Origin of the sequence: Agrobacterium genomosp. 2 str. CFBP 5494, assembly GCF_900013495.1 — a bacterium.
GTDB lineage: Bacteria > Pseudomonadota > Alphaproteobacteria > Rhizobiales > Rhizobiaceae > Agrobacterium > Agrobacterium pusense.
This window is the reverse complement of sequence record NZ_LT009720.1, coordinates 348794-367936: the sequence shown is the minus strand read 5'-3', so window position 1 is coordinate 367936 and position 19143 is coordinate 348794. Positions and strand designations below refer to the sequence as shown.

Below are 19143 nucleotides of genomic sequence, written 5' to 3'. Positions count from 1 at the left end.
GGCCATGCACCGGAACGGCCGCAACAGCGTGGAGGACGGCAAAGCCGTTGCATGGGCACCCGGCTCCTGCAGGACCATCCAACGGGACGGGCCGCGATAGGCGTGTCTCCAGCTTTATTCTGAACATGAAAAAAGCCGGCGCCCGTGGGCGCCAGCCTGAAAAGGGAAACGGCGGGGTGCCACCCCGCCAAGTGCGTCATCCGAAAGCGGCTAATTGAGCCTCGGCCGCCTTGCGGTCGAGCGAGGCGCCCGGGTTTTCGACCGGGCGGTCGAAAGGCTTCCAGCTCTCGCCGACGACCTGCTCGTAAGCGGTCACCGCGCCCTCGGCTGCCATTCGGAGTGCGTGGGACTGGACGCCCATGTCGGCCGCGAATTCCCGCTTGCGCTGGGCGGCGCTGTCGTAGCCGACCGGGCCGTCAAGATCTTCATCGCGGGCATCGTTCGATGCCTTGGCAGTTGCGTCGCGCGCTTCGGTAACGGCGCGGGAGTAGAACTGACCGGCGCCGTGCGCCGAGCCGACGAAGGCTCCGACAATGCGCTGCAGGTGGATCTGCATCGCCTTCTCGCCGAGCCCTTCGGACAGGCTGTCGGCGGTTTCGGCGATCAGCCGCTCATGCAGACTGCGGATGCCATCGCTGTCGACGACCGCAGTACCGAAGCTCTCGGCGATCTTGAGCGCCTGAGAGGCGTCGGGGCACGAGAGGCGGACCATTTCGAGGGTGGCGCCGCGGCGAGATTGCGAAATCCGTGTGTTGGAGCGGTTGGGAGTTGCGGGCTTGGCCATATCAGGTCCTTCCTTGGCTGCCGAAGCGGTTCCGGCCCGTGCCGGTCTGCCCTTCGATGCGGACGACCAGAACCGGCAAAGGACGGGCGGCTTCACAGGTCCGATCCGGCTGAACAAGCAGGGCAGGTTTGCGGGCCAGCAGGTTTGCGGGCCAGCAGGTTTCGACCTGCTTGGGACCGCGAGCCTGCTCTCGCGCAGTGAGGCTGGATCGGCCGCTCCGCGGCGCGACAGCGGCCTTGAAACGCCCGGCCGCCGGTTCAGACCGCAGCAACAAGAAGGGCAGTCGACACGGGCCCCACATCTGTCTCTAGCGGGAAGGAACTGATATAACCAAGCCCCATGCCGACGACATCGAAGACGGGCAAGTCCGGTACCAGCACCGTTGTTTCGAGTCCGCCTATGCCGCCAGATGATGCACAGGCACATCGTCGCGATGCCGCAGCTCACGGATGACCTGTTCTTGCATCGCCAAACTGCAGGCAACGACGTCAAGTTCGACCCACCTCTCGAAGGTAAGGCGGTCGATGAGCTCCTGATGAAGAGTAAGAGGTCCGGATCTTCGACGACTCCGGCTCCGGGCCTTCACCGTTGTCGCCTGTCTTCTGGCGCGCGACACAATCTTTCGTGTGAGACATTCCAGATGCCGCTGGGTCTCTTGCCGGGCGCCGATTGCTTTCGCCAGCAGCTTTGAGACGCCGATGTTGATCATAACTGCTCCTTCAGGCTTTGCCAGCCGGCGAAGGACTATGGAGCTGTTAGCGGATAATGAGTTCGTGCTGCTAGCGACCTCCACCCCTAAAAATTCAGGGGTGGCTTGTGCCATGTCTGAGCGAGGGATGACCGTCATGCTGTCGCTTTCTGATCGACGTCTTGGGCAAGCTCTTTGTCGTCGGACGGATCTGTATCTGGCAGCTCGTCCTGATCTGCGTCCTCATCAATGTGCCCTTCCTGGTCCTCAGCGGGCTCGTCGGCTTGGCCGCTATCGTCATCATGCGGGGCCGTGCCGATGGTATCGGTGGGAGAGCTCGCCCGGATCCAGTCGAGCAACTCGTCGACTACTGGCGCGAAGCGGGCAGATGCATGGACGAAGCGCTCGTTCTGGAAATGCTCGACGAGCGTTGCGCGGGTCTCGCGAACCTTCTGGCGCGGCTGGACGGCTGCTTCGGCGCAACACGCTTCCAGCGCCTGGCGAGAGAGGCATAGGAGGAAGTCCTCCGAACCCATGTTCGGCAGGTATTCGTCGGCGCCGATCGCCTCGCCGGCGATGCGCGAAACCATTCCGCTGTTCGACATTCCGCGGCGGCACGAGAGGACATGGATCAGGACCGAGCGGACCGCGATCCGAAGCGTGTCCTGATCGAAGGCGAGCTTGCCATGCTCGTCGAACAGTGTGACCCCATGGCGCGAGAAGCGCTTGCCGCCGTAGAACGTCCCGCCTGCACCGGAGTCGACACGGACGTTCTGCCCGGCAAAAGCGAGCACCAGGAGCGCCATCAGCATGTCGTCCTCGATCGGCGCGCTACCTAGAGCCTCGTGCAGGGCATCTGTGCGGAAATCGTCCATCATGTCATGGCCCTTCTGGGTCACGTCAGGCCGAACCTTCTGCGTCGTGAATGCACCGGCATCATCGCCGCCTTCCGCGGCTCCCTCAGCGCTGCCTCCCTTCGGCTTGGCCGTTTCGGGCATGCGGTAATGCACCGTCTGCACCTTGCCATCGCGGTCAAGGTAAAGCGCGGTTTGATCGGACTTGGATGGCTTGCCGTAGACGTGCGCCGCCTTCTTTGGCAGCTCCGGCTGACCCCAACTGTTGACTTCGACGATAGCACCGCGCTTCGGCAAGTTGCTCGTCATCCATTTATGCTGGGCGCCGAGGAAGCCCTCGACATTCGTCGTGTAGCGACCGTCCTGGTCGGGCCGGTGCGAAGAGGTCCTCGACCCACTCGATGCCGTAGGCCTGGGCTAGGTCGTCGCCAAAGCTCGCATCACAGGCATACATGCGCTTCTTCGTCAGGGCGTTTGCGATCTGCCACCACGCAGCGGTATCGCCCTTCTTCGGCTTGTGCGCCTTCCAGACCTCCTTCTGGTCAACTTGGCCAGCGGCCGCGATGATCCGCAACTGCTGCTCGGACGGCATGTCGCCCAGCGCCATCTGTTCGAGCATTGCCGGCGGGACGTTGGCTAGCAGCCGCAGCTTGCGGATCTGGCGGCCGGAAGAGCGAGGGCGACGGCAATCGCTTCCTCGGTCCAGCCGAGAGCAACGAGACGCTCAATGCCGCGCCATTGATCCACGGGATTGAGCGGCTCGCGGACGCTGTTTTCGACCATGGAGCGCATGGCTCCGTTATCGTTGGCGGCATCTGCAACGAGAATCTCGATTTCTTCCAGTCCGGCGGCGATGGCCAGCCGCACTCGGCGATGCCCGGCGTCGATGATATAGCCGTTTCCGCCATCGGTTTGGGGTGCGACGACCGGCGGCTGGACGATGCCGACGGCCTTGATCGTCGCCAGCATCAGCGCATCCGCCTGCGGCGACGACTTCGTCTGACCCATTCGGTCGGGATTTTCCTTGAGCGCGCGCGGGTCAACTTTTATTATCTGCATGGGATTTATCCTTGTCTAGAGGGTTCCGGACCGGTGCCTTGCCAGCCCTTCCTGTCTTCATCTTTTCTCGAAGACACCTCCCGGACCGCCGAGCGTCCGGACTGCCGCAACTGCGGCCGAGCATCCCTGCTGGGAAGGGCAAGCGGGGCTGACAGCCCTGCGAAGGACAATCAGCCGGGATGGCGCAGGCGGCGGTTGAGCGAAAGCGTCGGCAGGCGGACCGATCTGCGACCGGTTCTTGCTTCCTGCTTTCCTCTTTTCTCAAATCCTCATTGTTCAGTTTGGCCCAACCGCTCGACGACCGGAGAACGTGAGCGGCCGCCATTTTTCGAGGATGGGACTAGGTTCGGCGCCCGAGAAGGGCCAGACCATCGGCGAGCATGCGCTTCAAGATCAGTTTCCTGCTCTCCGGTGTCGCAGAGGCAATTTCGGGGAGAGGGATTGTAGGAGGCGGCGGATTGCCAATTTCCGCCAGGGAGATCGGCTCCTCTGTCACTGGAGCGACAGTGACATGGGTTATTGTTGTCTCATCCGATCTGACCGACACGGTGAGCTGTCCTCCGGAGCGGAGGCGGTCAACGCCTGTCTGAGCGGCCTCCTGCTCATCTTGAGCTTCGACCAGCGATGTCTGCGTTACCAGGAAAAATGGCATGTGTTCCCACTAGGTGTTTTAGTGCAGATCTCATTCGCAAAAGTGGCGTGGTCAAGGTGCAGCACCGCATTTGCGGTCGCATTGGACACAAAAAAGGCGCTCGACCCGCGAGGGGAGCGCCTTCTTCTGTATCCCGGGACAACGTCAAACGCCGCGGCGATTGCAGCGAGCAGGACATTGTCTCATCGGGAAGTAGTGCATAGATATTGTTGACGAAGGGCAATTTCAAGTCGCGGTCCAGAACGTCAACTGTTAGATCTTGTCGCTCATCAGGAATGCCAGGCAAACATCATGACCACAGATACCGAGACGCGGAGAACTATCGCGCAACGAGTAATTGATCGGGCGGCAGCGCGCGGTACGCCGGTTGACGCTGATCCAGCGTTCCTCGCTGCGGTGGAGGACTGGGTCCGGGGAGATATCGACATGAAGGCCATGCGCGACCGGTACCTTGAAATAATCGCTCTTCAAGCTGCCGACCGGAGGGGCCTACGCACAACTGGCCTCGGCAAAAATCCCTTAGGTTCCTTGGCCGACGCGAAGGAAGAATAAAAAAATGGGCCTGGGAAAACCGCGGCCCATGAAGTGTGGAGATCTAAACCTCCAGAGGGGAACAGCTGCTGCGACGGAGCTGGGAGGTGACCGTCATCTGCATCAGCTAAAGGCCTTATGCCCGAATTTTGATCAGCTGGAAAACATTTATTGTGCAACGCAGCTATGCAGCTGCCGCGACGGTCTCGTTGTCTAGGTCTGCCGACAATTGAGCCTCGATGAAGTAGTCGTGCAGGCGCAGGCCGAGCGAGCGATAGTTTCGGTCTGAGCCGACGGTACGATCGAAAAAGGCCGGATTGACGATAGCGAGATCGTAGATCGGCGTCAGATCGGTGCGAACGAAGTCGCCGGTGATGATGCGTGCCTTAGGCTGAAGCAAGCTCACGATGCGGGCGGTGACCGGATCGAGTTCGATCCCGGTCACAGAAGTGGTGTCGCGATATGTCTTCGGCATCAATGCCGGGAACAGGCCCGTGCCGATGCCCGGTTCAAGGACGCGGCCGCCACGCCAGCCAAGTCTGTGGATGCCGGACCAGATCGCCCGGATGATGAACTCAGGGGTGAAGTGGGCATACTGGGTGCAGCGGGCAAGCGACGCATAATCGGCCTCAGAGACGGCGGTCTCGAGCGAGGAGCCGATCTCATCCCAGCCCTGCCGGAAATCGTTTTCACCCGGCCGTCGGAATACGCCGTTGGCCAGCTCGCCGGCGCCGAAGCCGGTGAAACGGATCAGCTCCGCCTGCTCCTTTGGCGTCGCCGGCCGGTCCTGCCTGGAGATATCATTGGCAACGAGGATCGCCGCAACGTTGGCGCGGGCACGATCCTTCCAGGAGGAAGGCAGGCCGCGGTCACCCTCAAGATAGAAGTTTACCCGAAGGCCGGTGCGCCGGATGGGGGTGGAAGCGACCGGCATGGCAGGTGGCGGCGCCGGCGGCGTGGGTTCCGGATCGTCGTCATTGGCGGCCGCAGGCGAAAAGGCGCCGAAAGCGGTCACGCCAAGGCCCAGGCCGGACGATAGTGCGGTATTGCCAAACATGTCGAGCGTGAAGGGATCGTTGCTCATGATAAATTCTCCTTATGAAGGCGCGCGTCGTCGTCCAGCGATTGGGATGCGCTGATGAAGAGACGCTGATTGGCGTTGGGGATCGGCTCCGGCGGAGACGTTACGACCACTCGATAATGAAGAGTTCCATCGAGTCCTCGTCGAAGGTGATGCCGAGGTGCCTCGCATTCGGAGTGGCGGCGATCATCGCCCCCAGTTGCTCGGCATCGATGAATTCGACACCGTCGTCTCCTCCGAAGGTTCTGCGCTTGACTTCGAACCAGTCGTCATTCGTGCGGGGATCGCATTCGAGTGCGTAAGCGACGAACGGCTTCTCGCCATCCGGCAGTTTGCCGTTCGAGCACAAGTAGACACCGTGATCAGCCACGAGCCAGACACCTGGCTGCTCGTCGCGCCCAGGATGAAGGCCATAGTGGGGATTGCGAAAGCCGCCATTGGCTTGTGCATCGGCGCGACCGCGAGCGATCACTGCCCGCACGGTTTCAATCGGAAACGAAAGCATGGAAAGCGCCTCCTCACGCTGCGACTGCCGTATCGGGCAGATGGCGCAGTTGAACGGGCAGTTTGGCTGCGATCTCGTCGTCGGTCAGGTCATCAAGCAGCTTCAACCTGGCAGATCCGGCTTTGCTGAAGAGAGTGATGACACGCTGACACGGAAGATACTGCAGGGTGGTTTCATCGGCGTAGCCACGATAGGTGTCCGCCGTGGTACTCCAGATGTGCTCGAGGCGCTCGTCTCGGGTAATTGCCCTCACGGGACGCGTTTCCCGCTCGATGATCGCCAGCCGCATGTCTTCCACCGACCCGCCGTCGGAGAGGTCGCAATAGGCGTGGAAGAAACGAATGACTCCGTCGATCCGCAGCGCGAGGAACACCGATGTGACGGATTCGGTCAGGAATTCGCGCATCGCGAACATCGAACCCCGGATCCACAGCGGCGGCAGGATCTCGAACATGAAATCATGCTCACGCTCGGCGATTTCGAACCACTCGCCTGCATAGAGCGCGCTCGCGTCACCGTGGAAACGGTTTGGACGCTGTGCATGCCGATCGAACATTCGGAACATCTGATGGCGCTCAGTGATGCCCTGGTAGACTTTACGCATTGCGGATGGGGTGCTCATTGGCGGCTCCTCGGGCCCTGTCCGGACCGAAGCGCGGTGCTGCCCTGCCGGCTCACCATCCTCTTCAGTCCTTCATGACCCCTCCCCTCACGCCGCCTCTTCGTCGGACGGGTCAAGGGCCGCTATCGAGCGGGCGAAGCTTCACCCTTGACGCGGCTGGCGGGCATGCGGCAGGCCTCCTCTTCCCGCCCTCGCTTTCTTTTCCTTCTTTTCCTCTTCCCGCGCTTTCAGCGCGTCATTCCAGTCCTCGGCCGGCGGCTTCAGCCGCAGCCAGTCGCAGCCCACCTCATCGGCGATGGCACGAAGGCGGCCGGCAAAGGTCTCGCCCTGGCTATTGGCGTCGGTGGCCGCGACCAGAACAGCGCCGGGACGCGCGGCCAACTGGCGCATTGCCGATTCTGTCGCCGGTGCCCACCCACCGCCGGTGCTGAGATAGAGGCTGCCCTGACGAAGCCCTTCGAGTGCCGAAAGGCTCATGGCGTCGATCGCCGCTTCAGTGACGCAAAGACGCTTGGCGTCGGAAGAGCCTAAGCGAAAGAGAATTTTAGAACCGCCTGCCGAAAAGCCGCGCCAATCGGGACCGCGCTCCTCCCAGCCAGTAACAACCCCATCGTCATTGACATGCGCGGCCCACATGCTGCTATAAGGGCCTTCCCGAAGGACACCACTTTGGATGGCCTCCCGGATGATCGTTGCCGGCAGGCAGCGCTCGCTGCGCAGATAGCGCCAGGTCATCGATCCCTGCCACGGCCGACGTCGTGTTGCCCAGCGTTCAGAGACGGAACTGCTGTGAGCGGGCTTTCCGGCCGGACGAGACCAGGCGGGATCCCTGGCGACGATGCCGACAAGAGCGGCCACCCGGTCCAGCGCCTCGACGAAGGTGACGCCGTCCAGATGCTCCGCAAGAGAGAAGACATCACCCTTCGCGTCAGACAGTGGATCGAACCATCCTCGCCCGCCATGGATGACGATGACGATTTCCGCACCGCGCCGGTATTTCACTGCCTTGCGGGTGCTTTCCTTGACGTCGATGGCGAACCCAGCCTGCTCCAGCAAGGCTGCGCACGGGACACGGTCCCGAAGTTCCCTCAGTTTCTGTTTTTCCATTGTTTTTCTCGGCGCTTGGCGCCGCCTTTCTCTCCAGATTTATGTCTCCCGCAATTTGCGGGACCGTTTCCGGCGGCCGCGAAGAGCAAAGGGGTCAAGGGCGCGGCTGGCAATCTGCAGATTTGCATTCCATTCCGGATGATCTGCCAGCAGCGGCGAGAGCTTCCCTTGCCGCCTGCCGCGCGCAAGCGGCACAAAGGAAAGTAGGGGTCTCAATGAGACCCGCCCGGAACGTATTCGTGGACGATCTCCAGGTCGTCCTCTTCATCGAGTTCGTCGCTCGGCAGAACGCCGAACTCGTTGCCGGACCTGAACAGTGTGACCGGAACCATCAGGGTGCGGGCGAGCTGGAAGGCGTGGTTCTGCGCGAGGGAAAGATCGGTGTTCATCTGAGGCTCCATCGTTAGAGCGGGCCGATCCCGCTCAATGGCAACCGTCAGTGTCCGGAACCGGTCGCGATCACTGCGAAGGCAAAGCCGAAGCGGCCGTAGCTTGGCTCACGGACCCCGTCAGCGGGTTTATCGACGGAGATCCGGGGCCGGACCAGGAGGCCATCCATCAAGAGCGGGATTGGGACGCCTCCATGGACCTGCCTCCGACAAACGGCGATCGTGCTGATGCGGATCTTGTTGTAGCCCTCGATACCTGACGCTACCTTCTTTTCGCTTCGGTCATCAGGTCAGAGTCGATGCCTATGACTGCTGGAGGCGGATCACAGACGACGTGAAGCCGCGAACGCTAGAGGTTCGCGATTGTGAGCCATGCGGAGCCGCCTCTTGAAAAGCCGACACGCAACCGATATATATTGATCATAGTCGAGAGCGCTGATCCGTCGGTGCGTTGAACGATTGTTTCACTCGGCTTACCGAATTGGAGCGGACCGCATGCGGTCCGCTTTTTCGTTTCAGGGGGATTCGTTACATCTATTATATCTCGACGAGTCTGGTCACTCGCATGATCCAAGCTCCGACTTCTTTGTCCTTGCAGGCTTTAGCATATTCGAGCGCCAAACGCATTGGCTGGAAGCCCAGATAGATCCTGTAGCAGCGCGCTTTAGCTCAACCAATCCTCGAGAAATCGAGTTCCATGGAAACCCAATGCGCTCGGGCAACGGCACCTGGAAAGGTGTGCCTCCAAACGACAGAGTTCAAGCCGTTGTCGATATCTTGTCGCTACTGGCAGACAAGCAATTGCAGTTGAAGGTCTACGCCTGCGTCATCGAAAAGAAGCTCTTCTCTCCGAACGATATTCTGGCTCGGAGCTTCGAGGAGGTGGCTTCGTGTTTTGATGGCTATCTGAAGACGCTTTACAAGAAAAAGAATCCCCAGCGCGGCTTGGCCATCCTCGACAAAAGCAATTATGAGGAGAAAATCCAAACCCTCTCTCATGTGTTCAAGCACGTCGGGCATGCCAGCGGCCAACTTCGCAACTTTGCCGAAGTCCCGCTTTTTCTGGATTCGAAGGCATCGCGCCTGATTCAGATGGCGGATTTGATCGCTTACTGGATTTTCCGTCACTTTCAGTCAGGCGACCAGCGTGGCTTCGAGCTCATAAGGCCGTACTTTGCCCGGTACGGCATCGGGCCAGTCTCAGGTCTGCGCTGTCATGTCTCGCCGGAGACAGAAGCGCGCCTCGCTTCGCTTCCAGTTCCAGCTCACCCTTTTCCGATAGCAACGCCGAAAGCTATGGCCGCCGCATCCCAAGTCGCCACGCCTGAGGATTGAAGCGGTTTTGGTGGTGCATGCGCTCCCTCGACACGCTCGGTCTGAGCATTTTTCATTGGAAATTCCGGCTCTTCACTTTCAGCGTATCGATATGAAGGTCCGGCGTGAACATGTCCCGCGGGACAACCGGCTTCGGCCGTTCCCGTGAATCCGGCCCACCGCCCCCATGGGCAAACTCATCGCCTCGTCCCGTTGGCAGCTTGAACTCGACATCCCGATGGGCCAGGCCAACAAGGTCCCCCGACAGATCGAACAGCTGCTGTGCGACGAGGTGCACGACCTCCCCTTCTCGCTGGATTCGCCCATTGATTGCCATCATCGAGGACCCCAGCACCACTCGCCGGCGCTTCTCAAACAGCGTTGGCCAGACCACGATGTTGGCGGGGCCCGTTTCGTCCTCGATGGTGATGAACATGACGCCCTTCGCCGATCCTGGCTTTTGCCGGACCAGCACCAGGCCCGCCGTGTAAACCCACCGGCCGTCCCGCGCATTCATCGCCTCCGCGCAGGTTATGATGTTTCGTGCCGAAAGGTCATTGCGCAGAAAGGCGACAGGGTGCTGTCTCAGCGTCAATCCGGTATGGCTGTAGTCCTCGATGACGTTATGCCCGTCCGTCATTTGTCGCAGGGCAACCTCCGGCTCCTGCTGCTCTGCAATTGCCACCATCTCGCGTTCGGCCGCGGCGGCAAACAGCGGTAAGGGCTCGTCGCGCAACGCCTTGATCGCCCAGAGCGCATCGCGCCGTTGGAGCTTGAGGGAGGGCAGAAAGGCATCGGCCTCTGCCAACTGGACAAGCGCTTCCGTCGGCACGCTGGAACGGCGCCACATGTCATCGACCGACACGAACGGGCTGTTCATACGCGCCGTTACGATCCGCGCCGCATCTGCGACGGCCAGTCCCTTCACCTGCCGAAACCCCAGCCGCACAGCGTGTCGATCGGTATGACCGATCTTTTCCAGCGTGCAGTCCCATCGGGAGCGGTTGACGCACACAGGTCGCACCTCAACGCCGTGTTTGATCGCGTCACCGACGATCTGGGCGGGCGCATAAAAGCCCATCGGCTGACTGTTGAGCAGTGCTGCGCAAAACACGTCCGGATAGTGGCACTTGATGTAGTTCGAGGCATAGGCAATCAGCGCAAAAGATGCTGCATGGCTTTCCGGAAAGCCGTAGGAGCCAAAACCTTCGAGCTGGGAAAAGGTCTTTTCGGCAAACTCGGGTGAGTAGCCGTTTTTCACCATGCCGGATACGAGTTTCTCCTTGAAGCGAGAAACGCCGCCGGTGAACTTGAAGGTCGCCATCGACTTGCGCAACTGGTCGGCCTCCCCACCGGTAAAACCGGCGCAGACCATGGCGACACGCATGGCGCTCTCCTGAAACAACGGCACACCCAGGGTCTTGCCAAGCACGGCCTCAAGCTCGGGTGTGGGATATTCAACCGGCTCCTTGCCTTCACGGCGGCGAAGGTAGGGATGCACCATGTCACCCTGGATAGGACCGGGCCGGACGATCGCCACTTGCACGACGAGATCATAGAAGGTGCGGGGTTTCAGGCGCGGCAGCATCGCCATCTGGGCACGGCTCTCGATCTGGAAGGTGCCGAGCGTGTCAGCCTTGCGGATCATGGCGTAGGTCGCGGCATCTTCCTGCTCGATCTTCGACAGATCGAGATCATCGCCCTTGTGTTCGCGAATAAGATCGAAGGCCTTTGCCATGCAGGTGAGCATGCCGAGCGCAAGGACGTCCACCTTCATGAATTTCAGCGCCTCGACGTCATCCTTGTCCCACTCGATGATCTGCCGGTCTTTCATCGTCGCCGGCTCGATCGGCACGAGATCGTCCAGCCGGTCATGGGTAAGGACAAAGCCGCCGGGATGCTGGCCAAGATGGCGCGGCGCTCCCATCAGTTGCTGCGCCAGTTTCAGGGTTAGCGCCAGACGGCGGTCGTCGGGGTTGAGATTGAGTTCCCGGATGTTTCGGTCGGGCACTTCCTCCGACCATGACCACATGCCTGATGACAGCGCCTTGATCACATCTTCAGGCAGGCCGAGCGCCTTGCCGACATCGCGGATCGCACCCTTGGCCCGGTAGCGGGTGACGGTGGCGCAGAGTGCTGCCTTGTCTTTCGTGTAGGTCTTGTAGATCCACTGAATGACCTCCTCGCGCCGTTCATGCTCGAAGTCGACATCGATGTCTGGCGGTTCGTCGCGCTCCTTGCTAACGAAACGCTCGAAGAGGAGGTCGTTGGTCGATGGATCGATCGAGGTAATGCCGAGAATATAGCAGACGGCGCTGTTGGCCGCCGATCCCCTGCCCTGGCAGAGAATGCCCTGGCTCCGGGCAAAGCGCACGATCGAAAACACCGTCAGGAAGTAAGGCGCGTATTTCATGGTGCGAATGAGATCGAGCTCGTGCCGTACGGTTTTGAGGACGTCCGGCGGCAGGCCTTCGGGGTAGCGATCGGGAGCGCATTCCCAGACATAATGCTCGAGTGAGGCTTGGGCATCCTTACCCGGCACAATTGCTTCCTCCGGGTATTGGTAGGTGAGCTCCTCGAGGCTAAACGTGCAGCGCCTGACGATCTCCATGCTTCGTGCCACGGCCTCCGGATAACGTGGAAACAGACGCTGCATCTCCTCCGGCGGCTTCAGATACCGGTCGGCATGCCTCTCGCGCTCGAAGCCGACGTCATCGATCGTGGTGTTGTGCCTGATGCAGGTGACGATGTCCTGCAACTGCCGCCGGCCCGGTTCATGAAACAGCACGTCATTGGTGACGACGGTTTTGACCCTGAACCGTGCCGCCATGTTGGAAATCTCATGCAGGCGCAACTGGTCGTTCGGTCGCCGACGCAGACAGAGAGACACGTATGCGCGATCACCAAACAACTCAGCCATTTTTCGAAGCTGGATCGCGCAAAGATCATCCGGCAGATCCGGCACCAGAACGCCGATCATGCCCTCGGAGTAAGCGACGATATCGTCCCAGTGCAGGATGCAGTTGTTCTTGCCGCCACGCGATTTGCCCAGCGTGATGAGGCGCGTCAAACGTGAATAGGCGGATCGGTCCATCGGATAGACCAGCACAGACATGCCATCCGCGAGATCGAGCCGACAGCCGACGACCAGGCGCAGACCCGTGGCGCGGGATGCTTCCAGCGCGCGGACGATCCCTGCCAGCGAATTGCGGTCGACGACGCCGAGTGCTTCAATGCCGAGCTGTTTCGCCGTCTCGAACAATTCCTGTGCAGAGGAGGCGCCGCGCAGGAAGGAAAAGTGGGTCGTGACCTGAAGCTCGGCGTAGCTCATGCGAAGATCCCGTGGCAGAACCAGCGATGGGAACCGGTTTCGGGATCGACGCCGTCGCCGGAGCGGAATACCCACAGGCGCTCGCCTGCCTCGTCCTCGATGACAAAGTAGTCGCGCACCGCCTCCATCTCGGCGTCGCGCTGCCACCACTCCCCGAAGATGCGTTCCGGGCCATCGGCGCGTTTGACCTTACGGCGCTTGCCGCGCCACACGATCGAGACGGGCGGCCGGTCAGGCATCAGAGCGATTGCCTCGATCAGTTCGGGGCATGATAAAAGCCGGACCGGACGGCGCCAGTGGCTCACCCAGCCAATTGCAATCGGTTCAGCAACCGGACTGATCCGCTGGACGGAGCGTTCCGGCACATCGGATGCAACCGGCGCGACGCGATAGACCCTCTGTCCACGGTTTCCATAAATGTCGATCAGAGGCGTCACATCGGTGATGTCATCCTCGACCAAAGCAGAGACTTTCTGCGCCTCTTCCAATGGCTCGGCCAGAACGGCAACAAGGATGAGCTTCTCGATCCCGAAACCCGGCTCGATCTTTTCGGTCCGGTCCCTGAACAGTTTCGTCAGCCAAGCGATGTCCCGGGCAGGCTTGGCGGTGCCTGCGCGAATGGCCTGCCTGGTACCGTCGACCTTCTCGACGATCAGGTCGGCACGGCGCACCCCAAGGCCGCGCTTCTGAAGCTCATCGACCAGCTGGACGACGAGGCGGCCGACATATTTGTTGATCGTTTCGGCAGCGCCAATCGGTTCAGCGAAGGCTTTCGAAACTTCGACCAGCTCGGGGGTGCGGACCGGCTCGATCGGCTCAGCGATACGACAGAGCATCTGGTCCAGACGGCGGCCGATCTCCGGACCAAAGCGCAACGTCAGCGGCGCGCGCGGGGTATTGGCAAGCTCACCGATGGTCTGGAAACCAAGGATGCGCAGATCGCTGACAATCTTGGACGGCAGGCGCAGGAGCGAAATCGACAGCTTTTCGACCGCCCGAACGGTCTCGCCCGGCGGAACCACGATCGTTTCCCGATTGATGGCCCGCGCACAGGCATGGGCCGCACCCCAGCTGTCGGCGACCGCCACGCGGGCAGTCAGCTTCCTGCCCAGAAACTTGTTGGCGATCTTTGTCACCATTGGCAGCTCGCCGCCCTGCAGGTGGTCGGCGCCTTCGGTATCCATGACAATGCCATCAATCCCGTCGACGGCAACAATTGGCGAATAGATCGTCAGCGCCCAGAGCGTGATGCGCTCAAGTGCAGCGGCGTCAACTTCGGGATCTGCATCGACCATCATCAGGCCGCGAAACAGCGACTGCGCCTTTGCCGCCGGCATGCCGACATGTACGCCTGCCGCTCTGGCAGCCGGGTCGGCAGCCGAAACCCATCGCTTCGAACCGCTTCTTGCAATCACGGCGATCGGCTGTTCAGGCGGAATGGAGGGATCGGCTCGACGAATGCGATCCGTCGGCAGATCTGGAAGATAAATGGATACGACCCTTGTCATCACACGCTCTCACGAGAAACTCAGCACACTCACCCGCTTTCACGCGCATTAATTCCAGAAACCATTGAGGCCTGCCCACCCCCGGGACCGGCAGTGCCTCGGACGGCATGACGCTGACGCGCCATCTCGTCGTTGACGCCGTGGGCTGGCCAAAATCATTCGCCTCCGTCTGCCGCCGCCATCGCCGAACGCCGAGCGCCATGGTCCCGGTTCGCTCGGCGGCCAGCTGCAATCGGCGGGAACTCACCATCGGCAGGCGGACAAGTTCGCCAACAACGGCGCCGAGACCGCCGAAGGATAGGCCCTCCTCCATGTTGGCCAGCACATCCTCTTCCCTGTCGGACTCGACGAAGATGACGCGGTCGGGATGGAGACCGACCTGGGCCAGCGCCGGAAAGAACAGGTCGGGTCGCGTCAGACACCAGATGACGGGGCCTTTGGTCCGGGCGGCAATGCCGGCGACAAAAAGCGCGGCGGCTGCACCATCGACGGTACCGGATCCTCCGCCTGCGAACTCATGCAGGGCTCCATAGGCAAGACCCCCGCCAGGCAAGGAAGCATCAATCTCGGGCACACCGAAAGAGAGCGTTCCGGCCCGTTTCGCTGCTGTGCCCTCCATCGAGGCGATGCGGCCACGCAAATCACAGATCACATCCGACAACCCCTTCGGGCGCGCAGCGGTCATCGTTCACGGCTCCCTTCAAGGTGGTGTTCAAAGGATCGACATTATGCCGTACAGGCTATTTGTTCATTGTTTGTTCCGACGCTATAAAAGAGTCAAGCACCAGAAAGTTGAGCAACATTATCACAACATTAGCAAAACCGAAGATTCGAAAAGGATTCAAGGCTGTAGGGATAACAAGAATTTTTGCCGCACTCCACTCTTGTCGGGCTCCAGATCGCGATAGCGGGGATAGATGAGCGGCGTCACAATCTTCTTAAGGTTTCGTGCTGAACTCGCCTGCATGACGAAGCCACCGAGACAAAGCTCGATCGTAATACCGAAGCCCAGCTCTATTTAATGCCGCGTCGCTGCGGTTGATTGCATCAATGGCTGTCCGCAGCGTTCGACCTATACGGGAGCTTTTAAGCTTGAGGCCATATGAACATCGGACGTGTAGGCGGATGCATCAAGCCCCGCCGCATGCAGCCCGATGGCAAAGTTGACCTGCGAGATCAATTCCCTAAAATCCCGCTCAGATCTTCTTGGGGTGTTACGTTGCAAAAGCTCGAACTTGTTTTTGTTATTTGTGGTTTTGTGGCTTTGGGGACATGGCTTTATTCGGGCGAGTATCGAGCTTATGGCGCCCTCGCGACGATTTGCTTTCTGGGAATCGCTTCGGTCTATCTCCTCTTGACGTCAAAGGAGAGAGTTTACCGGTTGTTTGCATGTATATCACTGACCGTGATTTCCGCTGCAATCGGAATAGCTCTGTTGAGAATGTCGGGACTGACCGGCTAATGCGGTGGCATCAAGCGACCTAAACGGGCTGCGGAATAGCGCCTGCGCCTTGACATGCGGCGTTCCTCCACGGCGCTAGCCGCAGCGGGCAATCGCATCCGCAGCCGATGGAGACCAGAGGATAGGCGTTTGCCTGATCGCCGAGATCGAGTTCAGGGCAGGACGGGCGACGATAAACTCCGCCACGCTTCCTACAACGGCCTGCGGGAACGGTAGGACAATGCCGACGTTTATAAGCTCGACTAGATACGCAGGCGGAAGTCACCGGAAAAACTGCATTCGGTCGCAACGGAGGAATTGCTGCCATGTGCAACCTTTATCGGATGGAAGACAGGGACTGGGTCTCAAAGTGGGCCCAGGACGCCGAAAGCCTTATCAACCTCATGCCGGCCTATCAGATGAACCCCGACCAGATGGGGCCGATCATCCGAAACACGGCGGACGGCAAGAAGCAGCTGGTTCATGCACGATGGGGCCTGCCCTCGCCTATCTTCGTCCAAAAGAAAGCCGCCGAAGCAAGGGCGGATAAACTGAAGGCCAAGGGCAAGGCCGTCGATATGGATGAGCTCATCCGCATGGAACCGGATCGTGGCGTGACCAATGTGCGTAAGCTCAACCTGCCTCACTGGACGCGATGGTTCGGCGTCGAGCGCAGGTGTCTCGTCCCGGTCACAAGCTTTGCCGAACCGGACCCGATGAGCAAACAGGAGGGTGGCAATGTTCCCAATGCCTGGGTTGCCCGCGATGATACGAAATCGATGATGTTCTTTGCGGGCATCCACGTGCCGCAATGGAAGAGCGTCCGCAAGGTCAGGGACGGGCTCACAACCGACGACCTATACGGTTTCCTGACGACCGATCCGAATGATCTCGTGAAGCCGATCCACGAGAAGGCAATGCCTGTTCTACTGCTGACGAAGGAAGAAACCGACGTCTGGATGCGGGCGCCTTGGGATGAGGCAAGGCACCTCGCCCGCCCACTACCAAACGACGCGCTGATCATCCTGTCGCGTGAACCTTATGGATCATCGATCATTTCGAAATCTGGCGAACCGGTGGAGCAAGGCAGCCTTTTATAACTGGCGGCCATCGCCAGATGGATGCCAATTGATGAGGAGACTAAACCCGCTGAACTGTTCGGAGAGAGGAGAAGGAAGATGCATATCCACCCTTACATTCTCGAGAATCATGGTGTCTATCCAAAGAGATTTCTGGAGGATGGTCAATTCTTCGGCATGCGGCAATCCATTCACGATAATCTCGACCAGCGGCTGGTCGCCGAAGTCGATCGGGAATCCGACCTGACCGCCTATTCCGGATACGTTGCCATGGAACTCTGGGCTGATGATGACGACATCCCGACGGGAGCGAAGATCGAGATATTGTTTAGCGAGCGGAAAGGCATCGCCGCCCTCCTCTACGACCATCCTAACATATCCGATGCTTTCATTGAGTGGGTTTTCTGCACCTCACCTGCCGATGCCTTGACCGAATGGAAGAGGAAGGTCCGCTGGCCGCTGATGGAAACATCGAGAGGACCAGTCGATATAATCGGAGGTGCACATCAGTGAGCGTTGGAAGCAGTAAGGCTGGCGAGGCCATTCATGCGAGAAGCACTGTTGCAAGCATGCTGGCTGCGAGCGCCGCAATAACCTCAATTGAGGATCGAATTTTTCGGAACAGACTATCACGGCGACGGTTAGGCAGGCGGATGGTCTTTCCCCCGTCCACTGCTCTTGCAGCCGGTCACGGTTGCACAGCTTGGAACCCTCCGCACTGGAGGGTTTCTTTTTGCTCACATCGCACGCAAATTATGCCTTCAACAACCATTCAGACCGGCTGCGACAGCCTGCTGCCGGGCTACAACTCTCTACCCTTGAACTCTAATCGCTCGACTCATCCACCAGACGTGTTACACTCCTTCCATCGCCACCAACCGAATTCATAGGCGGTGGCAGCTGAGGTTACTACGTGCTCCCGCCTATATCGTGTGGAGGACGGCTGCGTGCCCAAACCATCAAATTTTCACGAATGTCCGCTTCGACGCCTCCTTTTCCGCTGGGCCGCGCGCTTTACCGCTGACGAGCGAGTGCAGAGCCGGCTTGTTGAAAAAACGATTGGCGAGATCATCCGGGATTTTCCAGCCGCCGATCACGACTCCAGGATTGATGTAGAGCTTCTCGCCACTTTGCGACGTATCGCTCTCCAGGAATTCAGTACTCGTCCTCGCCCAGGCGTTGAGCGTCGTTCCGGGAACGATCAACCGTCGAGCGACGGTCAGTGAAGAGTGGTTGACGTTCCGGGCGGACCGAAAAGTGCATCGGCTATTTCCCGAAGCTCCGCGCTATCGCCGCTCACAGAGTAACCGCGGTCGTTCGATTTGGCCCGGTTCGCGAAAACGAATGGCACATTGGCGTTCTCCAGTGCAATCGAAACATTCAGCAACGTCTGATCGTCGATCTCCACGTCGACGATTGCGGCGTCAACATCCCACTCGAGTAACGCATCGAGCAGGCATCGTGTCGATCGAACCGATCCCAGGACGGTGGCCCCTGCTGCCTGCAGCCGCTGACGGCACGCAAATGTCAGCATAAGGCGTTGTTCTACGATGATCAGCTTTTTCCCACGAAACGCTCGCAACATAGAGATATCCTCTGTTTGCGCAATGAACCGCCTGCGAGCGGAAGACGCGGTCGGTTCTCGTGTTATCCATGGCTTGCAGCTTGGCAATTCGCGACTGCTGTCATGGCATTCATGCCAAACCGCGCATAGCGATGAGGGTTCCCGCTGAGACGATACCTTTTCAGAGGGTCCGATGGAACCATGTTCTTTGAAGGCGGTTGAAAAATCTGCGAGACAAAACAGGTAGCTAAGACATGCAGCGGTATTACTTCCACGTTCGGGACGCTGACGGCCTCTCCGAAGACACTGAGGGAACCATGCTGGCAAGTGACGAGCGCGCGTATATCGAGGCCGCGCAGGCTGCAAGAGAAATGCTGGCGGAAAAAATCCTCAAGGATGAAATCGTGGATGGCGCGGAATTCGAGGTCGTCAGAGGCGACGGCGTGCTGGTCGCAAAAATCCCCCTGAAATCTGTCGTCCGGTTTGAATGAACCTTCCTGCCTGGCGATGACGAGACAACACCCACTTCGACTTGGTCGTCCGCTTGAACTGCCATTCCGCCTTGGTGGCCTCTGTATGGAACCAAAGCATAACCCGTTGCCTTTTCACCGTTGAGTTCGCGGGCTGTGTGCAC

Annotated in this window: 17 protein-coding genes and 2 pseudogenes; 6 read left to right on the top strand and 13 right to left on the bottom strand. The window is 59.8% G+C overall.

Features of this window, described 5'->3' with window-relative positions; genetic code table 11:
• Positions 1–196: 196 nt before the first annotated feature.
• The 3 genes and pseudogenes from AGR2A_RS26325 to AGR2A_RS26310 form a co-directional block, all read right to left on the bottom strand.
• Positions 197–784: a hypothetical protein gene (locus AGR2A_RS26325; protein WP_072495298.1), complete on the bottom strand. Its 588-nt coding sequence runs from the start codon at positions 782–784 to the stop codon at positions 197–199.
• Positions 785–1181: 397 nt separating this feature from the next.
• Positions 1182–1493 carry a hypothetical protein gene (locus AGR2A_RS26315; RefSeq protein WP_072495300.1) on the bottom strand — a complete coding sequence of 104 codons (312 nt, stop codon included), beginning with the start codon at positions 1491–1493 and terminating at the stop codon, positions 1182–1184.
• 134 nt (positions 1494–1627) lie between these two features.
• A pseudogene (locus AGR2A_RS26310) lies at positions 1628–3385 on the bottom strand (ParB N-terminal domain-containing protein).
• Between the two features lie 943 nt (positions 3386–4328).
• Between AGR2A_RS26310 and AGR2A_RS26300 the strand changes: the two are divergent.
• Positions 4329–4589: a hypothetical protein gene (locus AGR2A_RS26300; RefSeq protein WP_072495302.1), complete on the top strand. Its 261-nt coding sequence runs from the start codon at positions 4329–4331 to the stop codon at positions 4587–4589.
• 217 nt (positions 4590–4806) lie between these two features.
• Here the strand turns inward: AGR2A_RS26300 and AGR2A_RS26295 are convergent.
• The 5 genes and pseudogenes from AGR2A_RS26295 to AGR2A_RS29795 all read right to left on the bottom strand — a co-directional run.
• Positions 4807–5652, bottom strand: a pseudogene (locus tag AGR2A_RS26295) (lactate dehydrogenase); the annotation flags it as partial.
• 100 nt (positions 5653–5752) lie between these two features.
• A complete protein-coding gene (locus tag AGR2A_RS26290) occupies positions 5753–6154 on the bottom strand; it encodes a DUF3085 domain-containing protein (RefSeq protein WP_072495303.1) in 402 nt (133 codons plus the stop codon).
• A 13-nt stretch (positions 6155–6167) separates the two neighbouring features.
• Positions 6168–6776 carry a DUF1419 domain-containing protein gene (locus tag AGR2A_RS26285; protein ID WP_072495304.1) on the bottom strand — a complete coding sequence of 203 codons (609 nt, stop codon included), beginning with the start codon at positions 6774–6776 and terminating at the stop codon, positions 6168–6170.
• A 141-nt stretch (positions 6777–6917) separates the two neighbouring features.
• Positions 6918–7883: a DUF3991 and toprim domain-containing protein gene (locus AGR2A_RS26280; RefSeq protein WP_072495305.1), complete on the bottom strand. Its 966-nt coding sequence runs from the start codon at positions 7881–7883 to the stop codon at positions 6918–6920.
• Positions 7884–8095: 212 nt separating this feature from the next.
• Entirely contained in the window at positions 8096–8272 is a 177-nt protein-coding gene (locus AGR2A_RS29795) for a hypothetical protein (protein WP_167378249.1), read from the bottom strand.
• Positions 8273–8767: 495 nt separating this feature from the next.
• On the opposite strand from AGR2A_RS29795, the gene AGR2A_RS26270 reads away from it, so the two are divergent.
• A complete protein-coding gene (locus AGR2A_RS26270) occupies positions 8768–9607 on the top strand; it encodes a DUF3800 domain-containing protein (RefSeq protein WP_072495307.1) in 840 nt (279 codons plus the stop codon).
• 52 nt (positions 9608–9659) lie between these two features.
• Here the strand turns inward: AGR2A_RS26270 and AGR2A_RS26265 are convergent, their stop codons facing one another.
• From AGR2A_RS26265 to AGR2A_RS26255, 3 genes are read right to left on the bottom strand one after another with little or no spacing between them, the layout of a single operon-like run.
• A complete protein-coding gene (locus tag AGR2A_RS26265; RefSeq protein ID WP_080823562.1) occupies positions 9660–12917 on the bottom strand; it encodes an error-prone DNA polymerase in 3258 nt (1085 codons plus the stop codon).
• Positions 12914–14425 carry a Y-family DNA polymerase gene (locus tag AGR2A_RS26260; protein WP_072495309.1) on the bottom strand — a complete coding sequence of 504 codons (1512 nt, stop codon included), beginning with the start codon at positions 14423–14425 and terminating at the stop codon, positions 12914–12916. The genes AGR2A_RS26265 and AGR2A_RS26260 overlap by 4 nt, the downstream gene beginning before the upstream one ends.
• Complete coding sequence (locus AGR2A_RS26255) at positions 14346–15110, bottom strand: ImuA family protein (protein ID WP_072495310.1); 765 nt, start codon at positions 15108–15110, stop codon at positions 14346–14348. Before AGR2A_RS26255 ends, AGR2A_RS26260 begins: the two co-directional genes overlap by 80 nt.
• A 417-nt stretch (positions 15111–15527) precedes the next feature.
• On the opposite strand from AGR2A_RS26255, the gene AGR2A_RS26250 reads away from it, so the two are divergent.
• The 3 genes from AGR2A_RS26250 (at position 15528) to AGR2A_RS29920 (ending at position 17458) form a co-directional block, all read left to right on the top strand.
• On the top strand, positions 15528–15887 hold the full coding sequence (locus tag AGR2A_RS26250; protein ID WP_052821205.1) for a hypothetical protein: 360 nt from the start codon (positions 15528–15530) through the stop codon (positions 15885–15887).
• Between the two features lie 305 nt (positions 15888–16192).
• Entirely contained in the window at positions 16193–16966 is a 774-nt protein-coding gene (locus tag AGR2A_RS26245) for an SOS response-associated peptidase family protein (protein WP_072495311.1), read from the top strand.
• A gap of 78 nt (positions 16967–17044) precedes the next feature.
• On the top strand, positions 17045–17458 hold the full coding sequence (locus tag AGR2A_RS29920; protein ID WP_052821207.1) for a hypothetical protein: 414 nt from the start codon (positions 17045–17047) through the stop codon (positions 17456–17458).
• A 446-nt stretch (positions 17459–17904) separates the two neighbouring features.
• On the opposite strand, the gene AGR2A_RS26235 is transcribed toward AGR2A_RS29920, so the two are convergent.
• Both AGR2A_RS26235 and AGR2A_RS26230 read right to left on the bottom strand, forming a co-directional pair.
• Positions 17905–18150, bottom strand: coding sequence for a hypothetical protein (locus AGR2A_RS26235; RefSeq protein WP_080823560.1), 246 nt, complete (start codon positions 18148–18150; stop codon positions 17905–17907).
• Positions 18151–18164: 14 nt separating this feature from the next.
• Positions 18165–18479 (bottom strand): histidine kinase, encoded by a 315-nt coding sequence (locus AGR2A_RS26230; protein ID WP_037093040.1) that lies wholly within the window; start codon positions 18477–18479, stop codon positions 18165–18167.
• A gap of 284 nt (positions 18480–18763) precedes the next feature.
• On the opposite strand from AGR2A_RS26230, the gene AGR2A_RS26225 reads away from it, so the two are divergent.
• On the top strand, positions 18764–19000 hold the full coding sequence (locus AGR2A_RS26225; RefSeq protein ID WP_035208414.1) for a DUF6894 family protein: 237 nt from the start codon (positions 18764–18766) through the stop codon (positions 18998–19000).
• The last annotated feature ends 143 nt before the right edge of the window (positions 19001–19143 follow it).

Bases quoted from the DNA above. Each gene is read 5' to 3' on its own strand.
- AGR2A_RS26230 (WP_037093040.1), bottom strand. From the start codon at position 18,479: ATGCTGACATTTGCGTGCCGTCAGCGGCTGCAGGCAGCAGGGGCCACC.
- AGR2A_RS26225 (WP_035208414.1), top strand. From the start codon at position 18,764: ATGCAGCGGTATTACTTCCACGTTCGGGACGCTGACGGCCTCTCCGAA.
- AGR2A_RS26290 (WP_072495303.1), bottom strand. From the start codon at position 6,154: ATGCTTTCGTTTCCGATTGAAACCGTGCGGGCAGTGATCGCTCGCGGT.
- AGR2A_RS26300 (WP_072495302.1), top strand. From the start codon at position 4,329: ATGACCACAGATACCGAGACGCGGAGAACTATCGCGCAACGAGTAATT.
- AGR2A_RS26260 (WP_072495309.1), bottom strand. From the start codon at position 14,425: ATGACAAGGGTCGTATCCATTTATCTTCCAGATCTGCCGACGGATCGC.
- AGR2A_RS26265 (WP_080823562.1), bottom strand. From the start codon at position 12,917: ATGAGCTACGCCGAGCTTCAGGTCACGACCCACTTTTCCTTCCTGCGC.
- AGR2A_RS26250 (WP_052821205.1), top strand. From the start codon at position 15,528: ATGAACATCGGACGTGTAGGCGGATGCATCAAGCCCCGCCGCATGCAG.
- AGR2A_RS26270 (WP_072495307.1), top strand. From the start codon at position 8,768: ATGCGGTCCGCTTTTTCGTTTCAGGGGGATTCGTTACATCTATTATAT.
- AGR2A_RS26325 (WP_072495298.1), bottom strand. From the start codon at position 784: ATGGCCAAGCCCGCAACTCCCAACCGCTCCAACACACGGATTTCGCAA.
- AGR2A_RS29795 (WP_167378249.1), bottom strand. From the start codon at position 8,272: ATGAACACCGATCTTTCCCTCGCGCAGAACCACGCCTTCCAGCTCGCC.
- AGR2A_RS26285 (WP_072495304.1), bottom strand. From the start codon at position 6,776: ATGAGCACCCCATCCGCAATGCGTAAAGTCTACCAGGGCATCACTGAG.
- AGR2A_RS26315 (WP_072495300.1), bottom strand. From the start codon at position 1,493: ATGATCAACATCGGCGTCTCAAAGCTGCTGGCGAAAGCAATCGGCGCC.
- AGR2A_RS29920 (WP_052821207.1), top strand. From the start codon at position 17,045: ATGCATATCCACCCTTACATTCTCGAGAATCATGGTGTCTATCCAAAG.
- AGR2A_RS26255 (WP_072495310.1), bottom strand. From the start codon at position 15,110: ATGACCGCTGCGCGCCCGAAGGGGTTGTCGGATGTGATCTGTGATTTG.
- AGR2A_RS26280 (WP_072495305.1), bottom strand. From the start codon at position 7,883: ATGGAAAAACAGAAACTGAGGGAACTTCGGGACCGTGTCCCGTGCGCA.
- AGR2A_RS26245 (WP_072495311.1), top strand. From the start codon at position 16,193: ATGTGCAACCTTTATCGGATGGAAGACAGGGACTGGGTCTCAAAGTGG.